15 protein-coding genes are annotated in these 17,212 nt (G+C 61.6%); 6 read left to right on the forward strand and 9 right to left on the reverse strand.

Features of this window, described 5'->3' with window-relative positions; genetic code table 11:
- The first annotated feature begins 265 nt into the window (after window positions 1-265).
- On the forward strand, window positions 266-1,471 hold the full coding sequence (locus tag VGG64_19955; GenBank protein ID HEY1601887.1) for a M20 family metallopeptidase: 1,206 nt from the start codon (window positions 266-268) through the stop codon (window positions 1,469-1,471).
- A gap of 92 nt (window positions 1,472-1,563) precedes the next feature.
- Here the strand turns inward: VGG64_19955 and VGG64_19960 are convergent, their stop codons facing one another.
- The 7 genes from VGG64_19960 to VGG64_19990 form a co-directional block, all read right to left on the reverse strand.
- The gene (locus VGG64_19960) at window positions 1,564-1,890 is read right to left on the reverse strand and encodes a calmodulin-binding protein (protein ID HEY1601888.1); all 327 of its coding nucleotides are present in this window, start codon (window positions 1,888-1,890) and stop codon (window positions 1,564-1,566) included.
- A gap of 431 nt (window positions 1,891-2,321) precedes the next feature.
- Window positions 2,322-3,137 carry an MBL fold metallo-hydrolase gene (locus tag VGG64_19965; protein HEY1601889.1) on the reverse strand — a complete coding sequence of 272 codons (816 nt, stop codon included), beginning with the start codon at window positions 3,135-3,137 and terminating at the stop codon, window positions 2,322-2,324.
- Between the two features lie 173 nt (window positions 3,138-3,310).
- Window positions 3,311-4,237, reverse strand: coding sequence for an SDR family oxidoreductase (locus VGG64_19970; GenBank protein ID HEY1601890.1), 927 nt, complete (start codon window positions 4,235-4,237; stop codon window positions 3,311-3,313).
- Between the two features lie 8 nt (window positions 4,238-4,245).
- Window positions 4,246-4,722, reverse strand: a complete 477-nt coding sequence (gene ruvX, locus VGG64_19975; GenBank protein HEY1601891.1) for a Holliday junction resolvase RuvX — start codon at window positions 4,720-4,722, stop codon at window positions 4,246-4,248.
- A gap of 47 nt (window positions 4,723-4,769) precedes the next feature.
- Window positions 4,770-5,876 carry a mannose-1-phosphate guanylyltransferase gene (locus VGG64_19980; GenBank protein HEY1601892.1) on the reverse strand — a complete coding sequence of 369 codons (1,107 nt, stop codon included), beginning with the start codon at window positions 5,874-5,876 and terminating at the stop codon, window positions 4,770-4,772.
- Window positions 5,877-5,959: 83 nt separating this feature from the next.
- Window positions 5,960-7,378: a UDPGP type 1 family protein gene (locus tag VGG64_19985; GenBank protein ID HEY1601893.1), complete on the reverse strand. Its 1,419-nt coding sequence runs from the start codon at window positions 7,376-7,378 to the stop codon at window positions 5,960-5,962.
- Window positions 7,379-7,438: 60 nt separating this feature from the next.
- The gene (locus tag VGG64_19990; GenBank protein HEY1601894.1) at window positions 7,439-8,248 is read right to left on the reverse strand and encodes an MBL fold metallo-hydrolase; all 810 of its coding nucleotides are present in this window, start codon (window positions 8,246-8,248) and stop codon (window positions 7,439-7,441) included.
- Window positions 8,249-8,438: 190 nt separating this feature from the next.
- Between VGG64_19990 and VGG64_19995 the strand changes: the two genes are divergently transcribed.
- Complete coding sequence (locus tag VGG64_19995; GenBank protein HEY1601895.1) at window positions 8,439-8,801, forward strand: STAS/SEC14 domain-containing protein; 363 nt, start codon at window positions 8,439-8,441, stop codon at window positions 8,799-8,801.
- Window positions 8,802-8,949: 148 nt separating this feature from the next.
- Here VGG64_19995 and ggt read toward each other — a convergent pair whose 3' ends face one another.
- Complete coding sequence (gene ggt, locus VGG64_20000; GenBank protein HEY1601896.1) at window positions 8,950-10,533, reverse strand: gamma-glutamyltransferase; 1,584 nt, start codon at window positions 10,531-10,533, stop codon at window positions 8,950-8,952.
- A 272-nt stretch (window positions 10,534-10,805) separates the two neighbouring features.
- Between ggt and VGG64_20005 the strand changes: the two genes are divergently transcribed.
- Together VGG64_20005 and VGG64_20010 are read left to right on the forward strand one after the other, a co-directional pair.
- Window positions 10,806-13,028: a tetratricopeptide repeat protein gene (locus VGG64_20005; protein ID HEY1601897.1), complete on the forward strand. Its 2,223-nt coding sequence runs from the start codon at window positions 10,806-10,808 to the stop codon at window positions 13,026-13,028.
- Between the two features lie 234 nt (window positions 13,029-13,262).
- Window positions 13,263-13,865 carry a DUF2628 domain-containing protein gene (locus tag VGG64_20010; protein HEY1601898.1) on the forward strand — a complete coding sequence of 201 codons (603 nt, stop codon included), beginning with the start codon at window positions 13,263-13,265 and terminating at the stop codon, window positions 13,863-13,865.
- 13 nt (window positions 13,866-13,878) lie between these two features.
- On the opposite strand, the gene VGG64_20015 is transcribed toward VGG64_20010, so the two are convergent.
- Window positions 13,879-14,706: an LssY C-terminal domain-containing protein gene (locus VGG64_20015; protein ID HEY1601899.1), complete on the reverse strand. Its 828-nt coding sequence runs from the start codon at window positions 14,704-14,706 to the stop codon at window positions 13,879-13,881.
- A 353-nt stretch (window positions 14,707-15,059) separates the two neighbouring features.
- Between VGG64_20015 and sucC the strand changes: the two genes are divergently transcribed.
- Complete coding sequence (sucC, locus tag VGG64_20020) at window positions 15,060-16,247, forward strand: ADP-forming succinate--CoA ligase subunit beta (protein HEY1601900.1); 1,188 nt, start codon at window positions 15,060-15,062, stop codon at window positions 16,245-16,247.
- Window positions 16,248-16,321: 74 nt separating this feature from the next.
- On the forward strand, window positions 16,322-17,203 hold the full coding sequence (gene sucD / locus VGG64_20025) for a succinate--CoA ligase subunit alpha (GenBank protein HEY1601901.1): 882 nt from the start codon (window positions 16,322-16,324) through the stop codon (window positions 17,201-17,203).
- The last annotated feature ends 9 nt before the right edge of the window (window positions 17,204-17,212 follow it).

Here is a 17,212-nt window from a genome sequence, read left to right on the forward strand (position 1 = left end):
CAGAGGACCAAAGCTGACCAAATCGTACTCACGCCCCGCATACGATGCAAGTTCGGTACTGCCAGGGCGGGCTGCACATGGACGTGGCAAGCAAAAGCAAAATCCTTGCCGTTATGGACGTTTCTTGGCACTTCCGGCTGACGCTTGCCGTTTGACAGCAGTAGAATAGCCGACGCTGGCGGACAGTTCGTTTCGCGGGCACATTCCCACCACTCCGCATGCCGAGGCGCAACGCCCGGCGGCCTACCGCGCGCAGTTCTCTGTCATGGCACTTGATCTGGTCGACACGCTAAGTCAGTTGGTCGCGATTCCCAGCGTGAATCCCATGGGGCGCGCCGTTTCCGGTCCGGAGTATTTCGAGTACCGCGTAACCGACTGGCTGCAGCAATTGTTCGAGCGGTGGTCGCTTCCATGGCAACGGCAGACAGTCGATACCAAGCGCGACAACATTATCGCGCGCTTCGACGGAGATCCTGCGCCGGCCGCTGGCGGAAAAGTCATTCTTTTCGAAGCCCACCAGGACACCGTGCCTGTCGACGGCATGACAATCGACCCTTGGCGGCCCACAGTCCGCGACGGCCGGCTTTACGGCCGCGGCTCGTGTGACATCAAGGGGGGTATGACTGCCATGCTCGGCGCCCTGGCACGACTGATGAGCGATGCCCCACGCCGACGGCCGACTGTCATCATGGCCTGTACGGTGAACGAAGAGCACGGTTACAGCGGCGCTTCGGCGCTAACCCGGCTGTGGACTTCGTCCAGCGCAGACTCGATCATCCCGCGCGTGCCCGATGCCGCGGTGATTGCCGAGCCCACGAATCTGGACGTCGTCGTCGCGCACAAGGGAGCGGTGCGCTGGCGATGCCACACGCATGGCCGCGCGGCGCACAGCTCGCAACCGCAGCTGGGCGACAACGCAATTTACAAAATGGCCCGCGTCGTGGCCGCGCTAGAAAGCTACGCCCGCGATGTGCCCGCCTCGCTCCCGGCGCACCCGCTGTGCGGGCGTGCCAGCCTGAGCGTGGGCGTAATCGGCGGCGGTCTGAGCGTAAACACCGTGCCGGCGCGGGCCACGATCGAAATCGATCGCCGCATCATCCCTGGCGAGGACGGCGAAGCGGCCTATCGGCAGGTGATCGATTACGTCGCGCATCGGACCGAGCTAGGAACATTTGTCGAGCACGAAAGACCGTACCTCGAAGGACGCTCTTTGAACGACGGACCCAACAAACAACTGGCCAGCCAGTTGGTCGCGGCCGCCCGCACCGTACATGGTCAGGCGGCCGAGATTGGCGTCCCCTTCGGCACGGATGCGGCCACGATCGCTGCGGCGGGCGTGCCGAGCGTGGTCTTCGGGCCTGGCTCGATCGCCCAGGCCCACACGGCCGACGAATGGCTGTCGCTGGACGAACTCTCGCAAGCCAGCGAGGTGCTGTATCGGTTCCTCTCAGAAACGATGAATGCAAAATGATAAATGATGGCTGATCCAGTCAGCGGCTCGGCGGCCTGGGCCCTGTTCCGCCGAGCACCATTCATCGTCCCGCATTCATCGCTCTGCGTTTCCTAGAACTGATCCAGGATGAAGTGATGACCCCAATGATATTTGCGGGTCATGGGGAATTCGTTGTGCCAGCGCTTGTTGTACACCGGCACCCGCATCTCTGGCGGATAGCGGTAGTACAGGCTCTCCGAGCTGCGGTAATAGTCCGCGCTCCAGAAGTTCTGCGGGTACCACACATACGGGTAGTGGTAGAAGCGGTCCCAATCCTGGGTGTTGTAGCTGCGGGCCCACTGCCGGCCGTACGCCTGCTCCTGGGCGTCGGCCGAGGTGGCCAGGGCGCAGCACAGTGCCAGCGCGCAGAGCACCGCTAGCAAACAGCGACGAATCATCGTGAATCCCCCCTCACCCACGACGAATGCCGGCTGGCTCGTAAGCGGAGCCTTTGTGTTGCCGGCACATGTGCCTGGGTTTGTATGAGTGACAATCGGCTGCCATTACAGGCCGCATTGAGGGAATATTCGCTAAAGCCGGTAAGGTCATCGATTTACAGCGAAGCCGGAAAAGCTCGGCAAACTTTGCGGGCGCGCAGGGCACTCGCAACGTGACGTCGGTCGCGCCGGCGACACACTTTCACCGCACTGTCCGCAGCTGCGCACGCTTGTCCATCGCGGGCGATCACCCACTGTATTCGGATCGAACGTGCACTTTGCCCAGCCTTATGAGAGGTCCAAGCTACCCGCCGCAAAGTGGCTTAGATAAAAGGCAGACTGTTGGACCCGCGGCGCAGGCATTGCCGGCGGCGCTGGCGAGGCGATGCTATTTACCGCCGTGCGGCCGATTCCGGGGCCGACTCTTCCTGGGGCATGCGCCCCTCGGCCAATTCCTGGTCCCATTCGTCCATCAACGGCCAATCGACGGCACACGTGCCAAAGTCGGCCATATGCAAGTAACCCTCCAGCCGGGCGATCGTTTGATCGAGCTGAGCATTGTTCTTGCGGAAGATCGGGCCGTGGCTGGGCAACAGCCATTCGACGTCGCTCGCACGAATGCGTTTTAGCGACTGGAGGAATGCCGGAATGTCGCTGCCGTGATGCGCATCGATGGCCCCCACGCAGCCGTCGCGATAAATGTTGTCGCCGCTGAAGAGCAGATTTCCCAGCCGGAACGAAAGCTGGCTGTCGGTATGCCCCGGGGTATGCCAGACCTCAAGCTTGAGCTTGCCGACTGGGATAACATCGCCATCGTCAACGAGTGCGTCCAGCTTCACCGGCGGCATCTCGAGATGGATGTCCTGGGCGTCGATGCGGGCGAACGTCTTGATCGGGTCGCCCGTCGCCAACGCGTCCGCGGCCAAATGGTGGCCGGTGACGGTCGTTTTCAGCAACTGCTTGACCTTGGCCAGTCCCTGGATGTGATCCACGTCGGCGTGGGTAGCAATAACGGTTTTGCAGTTCGACAACGGGAAATCGAGCTGGCGGATGATTTCCACGATCTCGTCGACCGTTTCGTCGAAACCGACATCGATCAGCAGCCACTCGCCCTCGTCGTAGACCAGATAAACGTTGCACCCCAGGCGCGCACCGGCCTGGTAGTTCATCTCGATGACATGGGGAAAAACGGGCTTCCGTTCTAACATCGCTTGGTTCCTTTGGTCGCCAGGCACAGCCGGCAGGTAGGCCTAAGGCAATCGCACCCGATTTTAGCAAGCTGGCCGAAAAGCTCCAGGACACTCGCCGTGCGGCCCGCAGTAGTGCGCGGGAATTCCACGGGAAATGTCATGCGGCCGGCCCGCTTTTGTGCCGAATTCGCTCAACCGCCGTTGATGATCGCGGCCAGCCCCTCGCGATAAGAGGGATAGGCCAGCTGCACGCGCAACTCGCGAACCAGCCGGGCATTGCTGACCCGTTTGTCGCTTGTGGCCCGTACTGCCGAGGGAAGCGTCGCGTCCGGAGACAGGAAGCGGGGCTTTGGCGCGTCGAGTAACCGCGCTAGCTCGGCATAGTACTCGCGGCGGTTGATGGGGCAGCCGTCCGAAACCAGGTAGTAACGGTGTCCATGTAGGGCTTGCTCAGCGGCGAGGACGACGCTGGCCGCATCGTCGACGTGAATCAGATTGAGCCACCCCTTTGCCGGCGCGGCGATCGTCCGGCCCGCCTCGAGCGCGTCCCGGCTGGGAATCCGACCAGGACCGTAAATACCTGCCATTCGCAGAATGATCGAATCGGCACCGCGTGGATGCGCGAGCAATGCCTCCTCAGCAGCCAGGCATGCCTTGCCCCCCGTACGATCCGGAAAGCACGGTGTATGCTCGTCGATCCACTCGCCCCCCCGGTCGCCGTAGACGCCCGTCGAACTTACATAGATCACCCGTCCGGTGCCTGACGGCAGTGCATTCAAGACATTGACCAGCCCACGCAGGTAGACCTCTTCGATGCCGCGGGATTGCGTGCGATCGTAGCCGACAGCGTACAGTACTGTGGCCGCCGCGGGCACGCTCGTTAGCGTTTCCAATCGCATGACGTCGGCCACGATCGGCCGAATGCCGGCCTGCGCGAATTCCTCCCCATGCTTGCGCGAACGTGTGATCGCGTAGACCTCGTGACTCGCCGCTCGCCACCGCTCGGCGACACGCCGCCCTAAATAGCCACAGCCTACGACCAGCTTCGGTCCCGCGTGGGCGCGCGGCGGTAGCGGCCGCAACGTATCCCGATGCTGTTCTTGGTGGTTGTCAGCCATAATCTTCTTCAATCATCCAATCCAGTTGGCGTCGTTGTTGCGCCGCCAGATTCGAGATAGCCTGCAAGCAGAATCTGCGCGGCAAGTTTGTCGAGCCGTGCCTTGCGCTGTTTCTTTGTCATTTCGGCCGCGCCCAAGAACTGTTGGGCTTCGGCGGTGGTAAAGCGCTCGTCAAAAAACTCAACGGGCAAGCCCGTGATCTCCGAGAGCCACTGGCCAAATTTCCTCGCCTCGCGCGATTTCTGACTTTCGCGCCCGTCGACGTGTATCGGCAACCCTACCACGACAAGCGTAACACGCTCTTCGGTTAGCAGTCGACGCAGATACTCTGCATCGGCCTGCGGACTGCGCCGGGTGTAGTTATCGAAGGGACTGGCCAGCGTCCGCCGGGCATCGGAAATCGCAATCCCTAGGCGCACAGTACCGTAATCGATGCCGGCAACGCGGCCCGGCACGGCGTCGGATGATGGTCTGGTTGCTGTCACAGAAATGGAGAGTTAGATAGCTGCGCGATCGTAGCGGCACAGCCCAATTATAGGTGTACGTTCCAGCCGCGTTGGGCCAATTCCTTGACCACCTGGCGCAGGGATTCCTCATCGCGGCGGTTGGCCACCAATGTGGCGTCGGGTGTGTGAACGATGATCAAATCCTCGACCCCCACGGTCACGATCAAGTGGTCGTTAGGACCGCCGCCATAGACGATCGACCCCTTGGTATTCAGGCCCAGATGCCGGCCGACGACCGTGTTGCCCTGTGGATCCTGGCCGCGCTGGCGCGACAGGGCTTGCCAACTCCCCAAGTCGTCCCAATCAAACGGAGCTTCGATCAACACCACATCGTCAGCGTGCTCCATAACGGCGAAGTCGATGGAAATCCCTCGAATCGCCGCAAAGTCGCGCGCGAAGATTTCCGTGAACTTCGGCGTGCCAAAAGCCGCTGCGATCGTCCGCAAGTGCGCCATCATCTCGGGCTGATGCTGCGCGAGCGCATCGACAATGGTCGCCGCGCGCCACACGAAAATGCCCGAGTTCCAATAGAAGTTACCCGAATCGACATATTGCCGAGCCACGTCGGCCTGAGGCTTCTCGCGAAAGCGCGACACACGATAGGCGGAACAAGGAGCGTTCTTTGCCGCGGCACTCGGTCCCATGTCCAACGGCGCGCCGCGCTCGAGATATCCAAAACTTTCGGCGGGATACGAAGGACGAATGCCAAACGTCACCAGCCGGTTGGGCGCATTTTCGACGAGCGCAACCGCTTGCCTGACCGCATTCTGAAACGCCGCCGCGTCGCGGATCACATGATCGGCCGGCAACACCAGCATCGTGCCCTGGGGATCGTGCTGCGCTATGAGCAGGGCCGCCAGCCCGATGCACGGCGCCGTGTCGCGCTTGCAGGGTTCGGCCAGCACCGCCGCTGAGGGCAATTCTGGCAACTGCTCGCGCACCGCGTCGGCCAGTACCGCCGAGGTCGCAATCAAGCGCCGTTCGGGCGGCACCAGATCTCCCAGCCGATCGAGCGTCGCCTGCAACAACGACCGATCACCCAGTAGCTTTAACATCTGTTTCGGCGTTGCTTCACGGCTAACGGGCCAAAACCGTGTACCAGACCCACCAGCCATTACCAGGGCGTGCAACATCGAGCTGTCTCACTGAGGAATTAAAAACCGCCCACGACATCCAAAGTCGCAGTTCAAATTCACGGGCACATCCATGGTCGCAATCACTGAAAATAACGGTCCGCCGTGATGGTCAATCCGGGTTTGACCTTCTCTACCGCTTCGACCGCGTCGAGGGCAAACAGCGGACTGATCTCGATCTTAACGCCATCAGCGACCGTCGCCCCCGCGTCGCACAACCACTGGCGGTGCAGCTTCATCATCTGCGCTCGCACAGTTTCCGGTGAATCGCGATCCGCGCCGGGACCGTTCTTCAGCGGCGCGAACACAGCCTGCTCGTCCACCTCGACGACCAACGACTGCTCGGCCGCCGGTAGCAGGTCGAAAATGAACTGCTCGAACTTGATCGCGTTCGGCTTGTCGGGCTCCACCGACCGGCCGCCTTCGTCGACATACGGCACTTTCTTGTGGGCAAAATGGAACGGCAACTGGCCGCCGCCGGTGCTCATTCGCGCGAGAAACGCCACGTCGAACATATGCACCGCGATATTGCCGGCCCACAACTTGAGCGAGCCGTCGGGCTGGCGGAGTTCGGCCACTTCGTCTGGCAGATCGCTGTATTCGATGATCTGCACCTTGCCATCGACCGTCGCCACATTCCCGACACGATCAAGCGGTTGTTGCTTGGCTACTACTTGTGTCGAGACCTCGGCTTTGGCCTCCAGATGGTGGCCGATCAACAGCGGGTCGCAGACGACGACTAGTGGATTGTCGACCTGATAATAAAAGAGTTGCTCCAGCCCGCGGCGATGCATGTCGGCCAGCAGGCCTCCACGGTCAAGTGCCCGCAACATACCACCATGCCCATCGGGGCTTTCAAAGAGACTCCCGCGCTCGGCCAGCAGCAATCGCCCGGTTTGTGCGTCGACTGCCGGCATCGAACCCTGGCAAAATACCACGACATCTTTTTGCGGCATCCCAAAACGGTTGTGCTTTTCGAGGGCCGCGATCGTTTCCTCGTGGGTCGCCGGACTGGTCATTACGTACAACGGAACGTCGACGCCGAAGCGGTGCCGGATAGCTTGCACTTTTTCGAAATGAATCTGAAAGAGCGAGGCTTGCGACAAGGGTCCGATCGGGTACAGCCCCTTGGGGTGATCGAAGCCCAGCCGGGTCCCCTGCCCTCCCGCCACGAGCACGACGCCAATTTTTCCTGCGCGCAGGGCCGCCTTGCCGCGCTCGATGGCGCGCGTCGTTTCGGGCCCCGGCGTCTGGTCGGCCAGTCGAATGGCCGGCGGCGGCTCGGCCCGCCGGGCCCGGTCGGAGTGATCCTGCGAGGCTGGCCGCGCCGCGCTGCGGGCCTGCGCGACGAGTTCGGCGATTTGTGCAAAATCGATTCCGTCGATCTGCCGCACGAGTTCGGCGCGTTCTGCTTGATTCAGGTCGTCCCAAAAGCGCAGCAAGTGCCCCTGTCCGATAGGACGCAGCCGCGCGAGCAGTTCCTCTTTGCCAGGTGTGTTCATTCGTGCTTCGTCAGCAAGATCGCAATTTTTTCATTGAAACTGGGTGATCGACGCCCGACACTAAGTCAACGGAATACGTAGTCCATCGTAGGCTAGCTGCATGCCAGACGGCAAAAGGGCATTCGTGGCCTCGTGCTCCAAGTCGTGAGAGAGGTGCGTGAAGTAGGTTTGCTTCGGTTGCAGTCGTTGTGCCACGGCCACGGCCTCGTCAAAGCCAAAATGGGTGGCATGCGGCTTCGGGCGCAGGCAGTCCAGGATCAAAACGTCGAGCCCCGCGAGCAACGGCCAGCTGGCTTCGGGGATTTTGTTCGTGTCGGTGCAGTAGGCCACATTGCCGAAGCGGAAGCCCAGCACCTCGAATCGGCCGTGCAATAGGCGAATCGGCACCACTCGTACACCCAGCAGATCAAAAGGCTCGGTCGTAATGCGACGGATTTCGAGCAGCGGAATGCCGCCGGGGTGCGGGGCTCCTTCGGCCGCAAACGCGTAGTCGAAGGATTTGCGGATCCGCGATTCGACCGCTTCTTCGCAATACAGCGGCAGTCTGTGCCCCAAGTAATAGGGAAACAGCCGCACGTCATCCAGCCCAAACAGGTGATCCGCATGCTCGTGCGTATAGAGCACCGAGTGGACCAGACCGAGTCCTTCGCGCAACAGCTGAGTCCGTAGGTCCGTCGGCGTATCGACAAGCAATATCCCTTCGGGCAATCCGAGCGCCAGGCCGCAACGCGTGCGTTTGTTTCTCGGATCCGAACTGCGACAGGTATCGCAGCCGCATCCGACAACCGGCACACCCACGGACGTACCGGTACCCAGAAAGACCAACTCGCCAGAAATATCAGTCGTTGTCGGAATGTGTGCGACGGGCATGGGCGGATTCTACGAGACTTGGGGGAACCTCGGCAAATGGTATCGGCCACAGGACGGATAAGGCGACCTCACGGATTTTTTCGCGCGGCCGATTCAGGGGCAGCCCGGAATGTGATACGCTGACGGCACCGGCATGAAGAAAAATGCCAAAAACTTCAGGCATGTTGAACCAGGATCTGAGGAAATTGCCATGACAGTCGAAGTTCGTGAAGAGTCGGCCGCCAAAGCTCTCGTCGTGCGCATCAGCGGAAAGCTCAGCAAGGCCGATTACGAAAAATTCGTGCCCGAAGTCGAGCGACTGATCAAGGCGAACGGCAAGATCCGCATTCTACTCGAATTGCACGATTTCCACGGTTGGGACGTCTCGGCCTTGTGGGAAGACATCAAGTTCGATGTAAAGCATTTCCGCGACATCGAACGATTGGCAATTGTCGGCGAGACGAAATGGGAACAAGGAATGGCGGCATTCTGTAAGCCGTTCACCTCGGCCACGATCATGTATTTCGATCACACCAAGATCGCAGACGCCAAGGCCTGGCTCGAATCCGCATAACGATCAGCCGAATCCACATGCGCGAGGATGTGGCCGGTAGTCGGGTGCCATGCCCACGCGTCGAGCGTGGGCATGCAAAGTGCGCTCAGTCGTACACCATACCTACGTAGCGACCGCTCCCACGGCGCGACAAAGTCGGAACCAACCTCTAGTACCCGGCTGCCTTACCCACAGCCTGCCGGGTGTCGGCCGCGCCCTCGAGCACTTCGCCGCGGACGTAAATCGTGTGCGCATCTCCCTGCTCGCGCGGTTTGGCCACAACGACATGCCCGAGCGCGCGAAGCTCGCGCACCAAGGGCTGATTGTTCGGCTCGTCCGCCAATTCGAACGTGACGCGCTCGGGCAGCCATTGGTGGTGCAGACGCGGGGCGTCGACCGCCGCCTGCACATCCATCTGGAAATCGAGTGCATTCAATAGCACGCAAAGTACGGTGTTGGGAATCGTGCGACCGCCGGGCGATCCGGTTACTAGCCGCAGCCGGCCTTCGCGCGCGACGATCGTCGGCGATTGCGAGCTGAGCATCCGCTTCCCTGGCGCGATCACGTTGGCCGGCGTGCCGATCGCTCCACGGCGATCCGTGTGCCCCGGCCGCGCGTTGAAGTCGGTCATCTCGTTGTTCAAGAGAAAGCCCGCGCCACGGACGACGATTCTCGCGCCGAAGCTCTCCTGCAGCGTGTAGGTGTTGGCAACCGCCATCCGCTGCGCGTCGACGATCGAAAAATGGGTTGTACTCTCTCCCTCGACAGTGAGCGATAATTCGGGCGCTAGCGCGGCGCTCGGAGTAGCGTGATTCAGGTCGATACCGGCTGCCAGCTGGCGCGCGTAGTCCTTGCTCGTCAGCCTCGTCGGTATATTGACAAAGTCGGCATCCCCCAGATACCGCGCGCGATCGCAATACGCCCGCCGCATGGCTTCGATCATCAGATGTACGGTGCGTGGCGCGAAACGGTCCTGCGATGGAAGATCGAAGTTTTCCAAGATATTGAGCATCTCGACCAGGCAAATGCCGCCGGAACTGGGCGGCGGCGGACCGAAAACGTCGAATCCGCGATAGGTGCCATGAATCGGCGTGCGGGCCTTGGCCTCGTAGGTGGCCAGGTCGGCGGCCGAGATCAAGCCGCCGCCGGCGCGCATCTCGGCCACGATCTGATCGGCCACGACGCCGCGATAAAACGCGTCGGCCCCTTCGGCGGCAATCAATCGCAACGTGGCAGCCAACTCGGCCTGCACCAATCGGTCGCCGGCTTGCCACGCTGTGCCATCGGGCTTGCTGAACACGTGGCGAAACTCGGTGCTGGTCGTCGGTTTGGCGGCGGTCTTTGTCAGTTCCTCGGCGATATTGCGATCAATGGCAAAGCCATCGGCGGCCAACGCAATGGCCGGTGCCACGAGGTCTCGCCATGGAAGCTTCCCCCAGCGGCGATGTGCCAACTCGAGCCCGCGCAGCGTGCCGGGCACGCCTACTGCCTTGTGCGTATAGGGGGCCCTATCAGCGACGAACATATCTGGCGTGGCGGCAGCCGGCGCCGTCTCGCGATAGTCGATGCAGACCGGTTGCTCCCCCGCACCGGGCCAAACCAGCATGAAGCCGCCGCCCCCAATATTGCCGGCCTCGGGGTAAGTGACCGCCAGTGCCAAGGCCACAGCCACTGACGCATCGACCGCATTGCCACCGCGTTCGAGTACGACCCGCCCCACGTCACTCGCTTCCGGCGAGACCGAAACGACCATGCCGTTCCGGGCAACCACGGGTTGCGCCGGCTGGCCCGGATCGCGTGCGTGCGCGTAACACGCCAAGAACATTGAAAGCAAAATGGCGCATGTCAGGCACGCGCCCCGCCGTCGTGATCTGTGGGCCGTAACCATAAGAACGTGACGCATGGGAGAGTCGCCTGAGCGCATGGTCTCAATGCCGGCGGATAGCATCGTTCGCCTTGCCGTAGCCATCGCGATCCACGATTCCCTAAAATGTGTTACCGCAAAGGACGCAGGTCGGTTACCAAATGGTATCGCTCAAAACGCCGCATCACCACGTAACGTACTCGCTGCTGGCGATCCCCCTGCTGATCGCCGTGGTGGCGCTCGTGTATGTGCCGGGCGTGAGGGCTCCCTTTATTTTCGACGATAAATTATCGATCATCGACAATGCCTCGATAGAACACATCTGGCCGCTTATCGGAGACGAGGACCGCCCCGGCCCCCTGGCCCCACCGCGGGATATTAGCACCGCCGGCCGCCCCTTGGTAAACCTGTCCTTCGCCGTCAACTACCACTTCGGCGGGCTCGATCCGACGGGGTATCACTTCGCGAACATTGTAATCCACGCGCTATCGGCCATGTTGCTGTGGGCCATCCTGCGGCGAACGCTACGGCTGGAATTCTTTGCCGATCGATTCGCCGGCGCGGCCGAGCCACTGGCGCTGGGCGCGGCGGTGCTGTGGGCCGTCCACCCCCTGGTCACCGAAGCAGTCGAATATATCACCCAGCGCACCGAGCTAATGCTGGGCTTTTTCTACTTGGCGACGTTATACGCCGCATTGCGGTTTTGGGAGTCGCCAAGTCGCGGCGAACGACGAGTATGGCTCGCCGTCGCAACCGTGGCCTGCCTGCTGGGCATGGCGTGCAAAGAGGTCATGGTCACTGCGCCGCTGGTGATATGGCTCTTCGAGCGCACTTTTATCGCGGGGTCGTTCCGACGCGCGCTCGAAGACTCTTGGCCGCTCTATTTTGGTTTGGGTGCGGGCTGGTGTTTGCTCGTCGCCTTGAACTTGCACGGGCCGAGAGCCGAGTCGGCCGGGTTCCATCTTGGTGTGTCGGCCTACGCCTGGTGGCTGACGCAGACCAGGGTGCTTTGCTACTATTTCCAGCTCATATTTTGGCCCTGGCCATTGGTGATTCACTACGAGCTTCCCTACCTGGATTCGGTTCAGGCGGCGTGGCCGTGGGTGGTGATTGCCGGCGCATTCATCGTCGCAACGGCCGCCTTGGTGTGGCGTCGCACAGCGACGGGATTTGTCGGCGCCTGGGTGCTATTGATTCTCTCCCCGACGCTGGTAGTGCCGATCGTGACCGAAGTGGCCGCCGAGCGGCGCATGTATTTGCCCTTGGCCGCGATCATGGCCTGGCTGCTAGCCTGTGTGTATCTGTTATTACAAAGAGCGCAAAAGTCGTTGTGGTCCGCGGAAGACGATGCCGCATTTCGCTGGCAATGGGCCGCGGTTCTAGCCATCGTCGTCGTGCTCTGCGCCGTACCGCTGGGCTGGGTCAGCGCGCAGCGCGTCATGGTTTATAACGACGCCGTCGGATTATGGCAGGACGCCGCCCTCTATCAGCCCGACGATGCGCGTGTGCAAAATAATCTCGGCGTCGAGTTAGTGAATGCCGATCGGCCCGACGAGGCACTTCCGCACTACGAGCGTGCCTTGCAACTCAAGCCCGACTACGTCGAGGCCCAAAGCAACATCGGTGTGGCACTAGTCAAGCTCGATCGGCCGGAACAAGCCACGATTGAATTCGAAAAGGCGCTGGCACTAGACCCACGATTTGCGGATGCGCACATCAATCTGGGCCACCTGCTCGCTCAAGAGGGACATCCGCAGGATGCCATCGCGCACTACCGGCAGGCCCTGGAGCGCAAGCCACGCGTGGCCGAGGTGCATGCCAATCTCGGGCATGCGCTGGCAGGGTTGGGTGAATCTCAACCGGCGATCAAGGCACTCGCCGAAGCCGTCCGGCTCGATCCAGATTTTGCCGAGGCGCATCTGAATCTTGGTGCCGAGTTGGCCAAGAGCGGTCAACCGGATGAAGCCGCCAGGCATTACGCCGAGGCCCTCCGCGCCCGGCCCGATTTCGTCGAAGCGCATAATAACTGGGGCGTGCTGCAGAGCGGTCGCGGCGAGACCGAAGAGGCAATCAAACATTTCCAGCAAGCCCTGCAACTGCGCCCCGACTATGCCGAAGCACACAGCAACCTGGGCATCGCCCTGTTCGCCGCCGATCGAACCGCCGCAGGGCTTGAACAGTTCGAAGCGGCCGCGCAGCTCAAGCCCGAACCGACGGCTTTTGCCAACCTGGCCACGGCCTATGCCCAGTTGGGCCGCTCGGAAGATGCCATCGCCAGCGCCCAAAAAGCCGCCAACATGGCCCGCGCCCAGGGACAATTTTCGCTGGCCGCGCAGATGGACGACTGGTTGCGAGACTACCGCCGGCGTTTGTCGCCACGGTAGACATCGCTGGCGCGCGCATCGGTCAACATGCGCGAACGCCTTGGAGCGCATCTGTCGGCCCGCGTGTCGTTGATACGAAGACGCCGCGCGTTGCCATGGGCCTTGTGGCCCGCCTAATTGCGCGATCCGGCACCGCCGTTATTCTGCGATGCTCCGCTTTTGCAAACTATATTTTCGTTACGGCATCCGCTCGATCGGGTTCTCGCATTTTCCACCGGGGTAGAGAGAAAAAAGATGGCTCATCTCGCAGAAATTAACGACATCGAAAACCCGTTTCGCTCTGGTGCCGCTTCGTTGCCGGTCGAGTCGTTACCTGTCGAGGCGCCGGTGGCCCTTCCCGCGTCCGTCATCGAAGAGTTGCGGGCCTTCGTCGGCCCCAGCGCTGACTACTACCTGAAGGCATGGGACGGGCGTCTGCGCAATGCTGCGTCCGAAATCCGCATCAACTGGGCCGCATTTTTGTTTCCCACCTTCTGGTTCTCTTATCGCAAGCTGTATCGCCAGGCTGTGCTCGTGTATATGGCCAACCTGGCCATTTCATCGATCGCGATCGTAGTGTTTATGGGCATCCTGGGAACGCAACGAACTCCGCTGGCGATCGGTCGGCTGGCGATTGGCTTCATTTGTGGTCGATACGCCAACGCGTGGTACCTGTCCCGGGCTTTACGCGCGATCTCGAAAGCCCAGGATCAAGGCCACGATCATGACGAGCGAATGTTGGTACTTGCGCGCCGGGGCGGCACGAACATTCTGGCGGTATTCGGCATGTTTCTGCCGTTCCTCGCGTGGCTCTTCGTCGTTTGCATCGCGGTGGTCGTGATCACGGTCGGACGCTGAGATAAAACGGTCCTCATTTCAACCAGCCGCGTAGCCAGGTCCAGAAACGATTCTTGGCTGCCACGGCTGGCGGATTGGGCTCGACCACCGGCGCCGCGTTTGTGATCTCATTGCTCGGGCTAATGACGCCGATCGTGACTTCGCCATCAGTGTAATAGCGGTCTCCCCCGCCGTTGCGCCCGTTAAGGGTGGGTCCCACTCCGGTGACCTGGAACGTACGCTGCAACTCGTGGGCGTTGGCGAGACTTTCGAGTACATGATCGCGCTCGGCGTCGACGTCCGGATCGATGTGGTGCGTGACCTGACCCGTGCGATGGCTGATTCCCACGCTCCGATCGAACGTGCCGGCCCCCAGCCAAATCGGCCGCCCGTCGTCGCTCGTCTGGTCACTTAGCCAGAACCGCACATGATGGCGTTCCTTGGCACTTTTGCCCACCAACTGCTCGAAAGCCAAATCCTGCTTGCGGCCCCACACGTACAGGCTGCTGACCGGGGCATCCTCGTATTTTCGATCCAGCACCACGCTCTCGGCGATATGCATGCTCGAGCGCATCGTGATCGCGTCGGCCGGATGCCAGCCGGCAGCGATCACGGCTCGTACCACTTCCTCTTTTGTTCCGACCAAACCGACGTTCAGCGGATCGCCCGGAATGCCGGTGTGCGTGTGCGTGATCTTGGGAGCATCTGCCAGGTTGGGCTGATGCTCGTAATGCTGCCACGCCAGCGGCACCAGCAAATACGCGATCAGCAAGTACAACCCCAGGACCAACGAGAACCGCACCGCATAGCGCCGCATCCGCCGCGGCGCCGGCTTCACGGCGTCGCTAGCGGTTGGTGTCACGGTTGAATTGGTTAGGTCCATCGTGCCGTTTTACCGCCGCTCTACCGGGGAAGAATCGCGCTTGCCAATTGGCCAAGTATAGCACCGCAGAAGGCATCACTGGCTGACGAGGACTACCCCTCTAGTTCCAGACGTCCCGCGGCAGATAGCGTCAATTAAGAATGAATGAATCGCAAGCAAAAACGCGACTTGCGCGCTGCATGCCAGGATCTTGGTTTTGCCGCGCGCAGTTGATTCGGGGCGCCGCGCGCTCCTTGACCATCGGCGCAGGCCGCACCTATAATCCGCGGTTTGCATGCCTCGCACGCCCCACGTTCCGGCCGGCGTTTCCTCCCTCAGCGATAGAGCGAGCGATGAAGATTCACGAGTTTCAAGCGAAAGAGATTCTCCGCAAGGCCGGCGTCGCCGTGCCCCGCGGCATCGTGGCGAAAACCGCAGCCGAAGCCGCCGAAGCGTTTCGCACGCTGGGCGGGTCACTGGCCGTGGTCAAGGCCCAAATCCATGCCGGCGGACGTGGCAAGGGAACGATCAAAGACAATGCCAAGCAGCACGGTGTCGAACTGGTGCGCAGCGCCGACGATGCGGCCCGCGTGGCGGGCAACCTGATTGGCCACGCGCTGGAGACGATCCAAACCGGCCCGGCCGGCCAGACCGTCCGCCAGGTATTGGTCGAAGAAGGCTGCGACATCGCCCGCGAGTTGTACTTGGGTATCGTCGTTGATCGCGCGGCGGCGGGTCCGGTGCTGATGGTCTCGCAAGAAGGGGGCATGAACATCGAAGACGTCGCGGCCAAGACGCCCGAGCTGATCTATCACGAACGCTTCAGCCCCACGGCCGGTCTGGAAAGCTACCAGGCCCGCAAGCTGGCGGCCAAGCTAGGGCTGAAGGGAGCCAGCGTCGCCTCGGCAGAGAAGTTCATGAAGGGGCTTTGCCGCGTATTCGTGCAGAGTGATTGCAGCCTGGCCGAGATCAATCCACTGGTTGTCACCAGCGCCGGCGACCTATTGGCGCTCGACGCCAAGATGACCTTCGACGATAACGCCATGTTCCGCCATAAGGATCTGGCCGAATACCGCGACATGTCCGAGGAAGAGCCGGCCGAAGTTCGCGCCGCCACCGCGGGACTCAGCTATGTCAAGCTCGAAGGCAATATCGGCTGCCTCGTCAATGGCGCCGGGTTGGCCATGAGCACCATGGATCTGATCAAGCTGCACGGCGGTTCGCCGGCCAATTTTCTCGATGTCGGCGGTGGGGCGAATGTCGATCAAGTGACCGAGGCCTTCCGCATCCTGCTTTCGGACAAGAACGTCAAGGCCGTGCTCGTGAACATCTTCGGCGGGATCATGCGTTGCACCACCATCGCCAACGCCGTCGTGGCCGCCTACAAGACCGTGGGATTCAACGTGCCGCTCGTCGTGCGCCTGGAAGGGACCGAAGTCGACGAAGGGCGCAAAATCCTCGCCACCAGCGGCGCAAGCATCATCAGCGCCGAGGGCCTGACCGACGCTGCCAAAAAGGTCGTGGCGGCCGCTGTTGCCTAATCAAATCGGCGTCGTCCGTCTCCCGCTCCAAAATGCCAACAGAAATTCTGCCCGCACTGTAATACGAGTCGAACATGAGTATTCTGATCAATAAGAACACCCGCGTCCTTTGTCAGGGTATCACGGGTAAAGTCGGGCAATTTCACACCAAGGGATGCCTCGACTACGGGACCAAGATGGTGGGGGGCGTCACGCCGGGCAAAGGGGGCGAGTCGATACTGGGTCTCCCGGTGTTCGACACTGTAGTCGAAGCGGTGCAGCAAACCGGCGCCGATGCCACGATGATCTTCGTCCCCCCCGCCTTCACCGCCGATGCCATCCTGGAAGCGATCGACGCGGGCATCAAAACCGTGATCGCGATTACCGAGGGCGTACCAGTGATCGACATGGTGCGTGTCTACGATGTCGCGCGGCACAGCAAGTCGGAGCTCGTCGGTCCGAACTGCCCCGGTGTGATCACGCCCGAAGAGTGCAAGATCGGCATTATGCCGGGTCACATTCATCGCAAAGGGCCTGTCGGCTTGATGAGCCGATCGGGCACGCTGACCTACGAAGCCGCCTGGCAATTGACAGGTCTCGGACTGGGCCAATCGACGTGCGTTGGACTGGGTGGCGATCCGATCGTGGGCACATCGTTCATCGACGTGCTGCGGCTGTTCGAGGCCGATCCTGCCACCGAAGCGATCCTGATGATGGGCGAAATCGGCGGCACGGCCGAGGAAGAGGCCGCGGCTTTCGTTCGCGAGCACGTCACCAAGCCCGTGGCCGCGTTCATCGCCGGCCGTGCCGCGCCTCCTGGAAAGCGGATGGGACACGCCGGGGCGATCATCTCGGGTGGCAAGGGAACGGCCACTGAAAAGATCGCCGCGCTGGAAGCCGCCGGCATCGAAGTGGCGCAAAGCCCGGCCGACATGGGCACTGCCATGCAACGCGCCATCGCCCGCAAGAAGCGCTAGACGGCACGC

It is taken from the genome of Pirellulales bacterium (genome assembly GCA_036490175.1).
GTDB lineage: Bacteria > Planctomycetota > Planctomycetia > Pirellulales > JACPPG01 > JACPPG01.

What these genes read in the sequence shown, in the direction of transcription:
- VGG64_19955 (HEY1601887.1), top strand. Translation starts at nt 266, where the DNA reads ATGGCACTTGATCTGGTCGACACGCTAAGTCAGTTGGTCGCGATTCCC.
- VGG64_19960 (HEY1601888.1), bottom strand. Translation starts at nt 1,890, where the DNA reads ATGATTCGTCGCTGTTTGCTAGCGGTGCTCTGCGCGCTGGCACTGTGC.
- VGG64_19965 (HEY1601889.1), bottom strand. Translation starts at nt 3,137, where the DNA reads ATGTTAGAACGGAAGCCCGTTTTTCCCCATGTCATCGAGATGAACTAC.
- VGG64_19970 (HEY1601890.1), bottom strand. Translation starts at nt 4,237, where the DNA reads ATGGCTGACAACCACCAAGAACAGCATCGGGATACGTTGCGGCCGCTA.
- VGG64_19980 (HEY1601892.1), bottom strand. Translation starts at nt 5,876, where the DNA reads ATGTTGCACGCCCTGGTAATGGCTGGTGGGTCTGGTACACGGTTTTGG.
- VGG64_19985 (HEY1601893.1), bottom strand. Translation starts at nt 7,378, where the DNA reads ATGAACACACCTGGCAAAGAGGAACTGCTCGCGCGGCTGCGTCCTATC.
- VGG64_19990 (HEY1601894.1), bottom strand. Translation starts at nt 8,248, where the DNA reads ATGCCCGTCGCACACATTCCGACAACGACTGATATTTCTGGCGAGTTG.
- VGG64_19995 (HEY1601895.1), top strand. Translation starts at nt 8,439, where the DNA reads ATGACAGTCGAAGTTCGTGAAGAGTCGGCCGCCAAAGCTCTCGTCGTG.
- ggt (HEY1601896.1), bottom strand. Translation starts at nt 10,533, where the DNA reads ATGGTCGTTTCGGTCTCGCCGGAAGCGAGTGACGTGGGGCGGGTCGTA.
- VGG64_20005 (HEY1601897.1), top strand. Translation starts at nt 10,806, where the DNA reads ATGGTATCGCTCAAAACGCCGCATCACCACGTAACGTACTCGCTGCTG.
- VGG64_20010 (HEY1601898.1), top strand. Translation starts at nt 13,263, where the DNA reads ATGGCTCATCTCGCAGAAATTAACGACATCGAAAACCCGTTTCGCTCT.
- sucC (HEY1601900.1), top strand. Translation starts at nt 15,060, where the DNA reads ATGAAGATTCACGAGTTTCAAGCGAAAGAGATTCTCCGCAAGGCCGGC.
- sucD (HEY1601901.1), top strand. Translation starts at nt 16,322, where the DNA reads ATGAGTATTCTGATCAATAAGAACACCCGCGTCCTTTGTCAGGGTATC.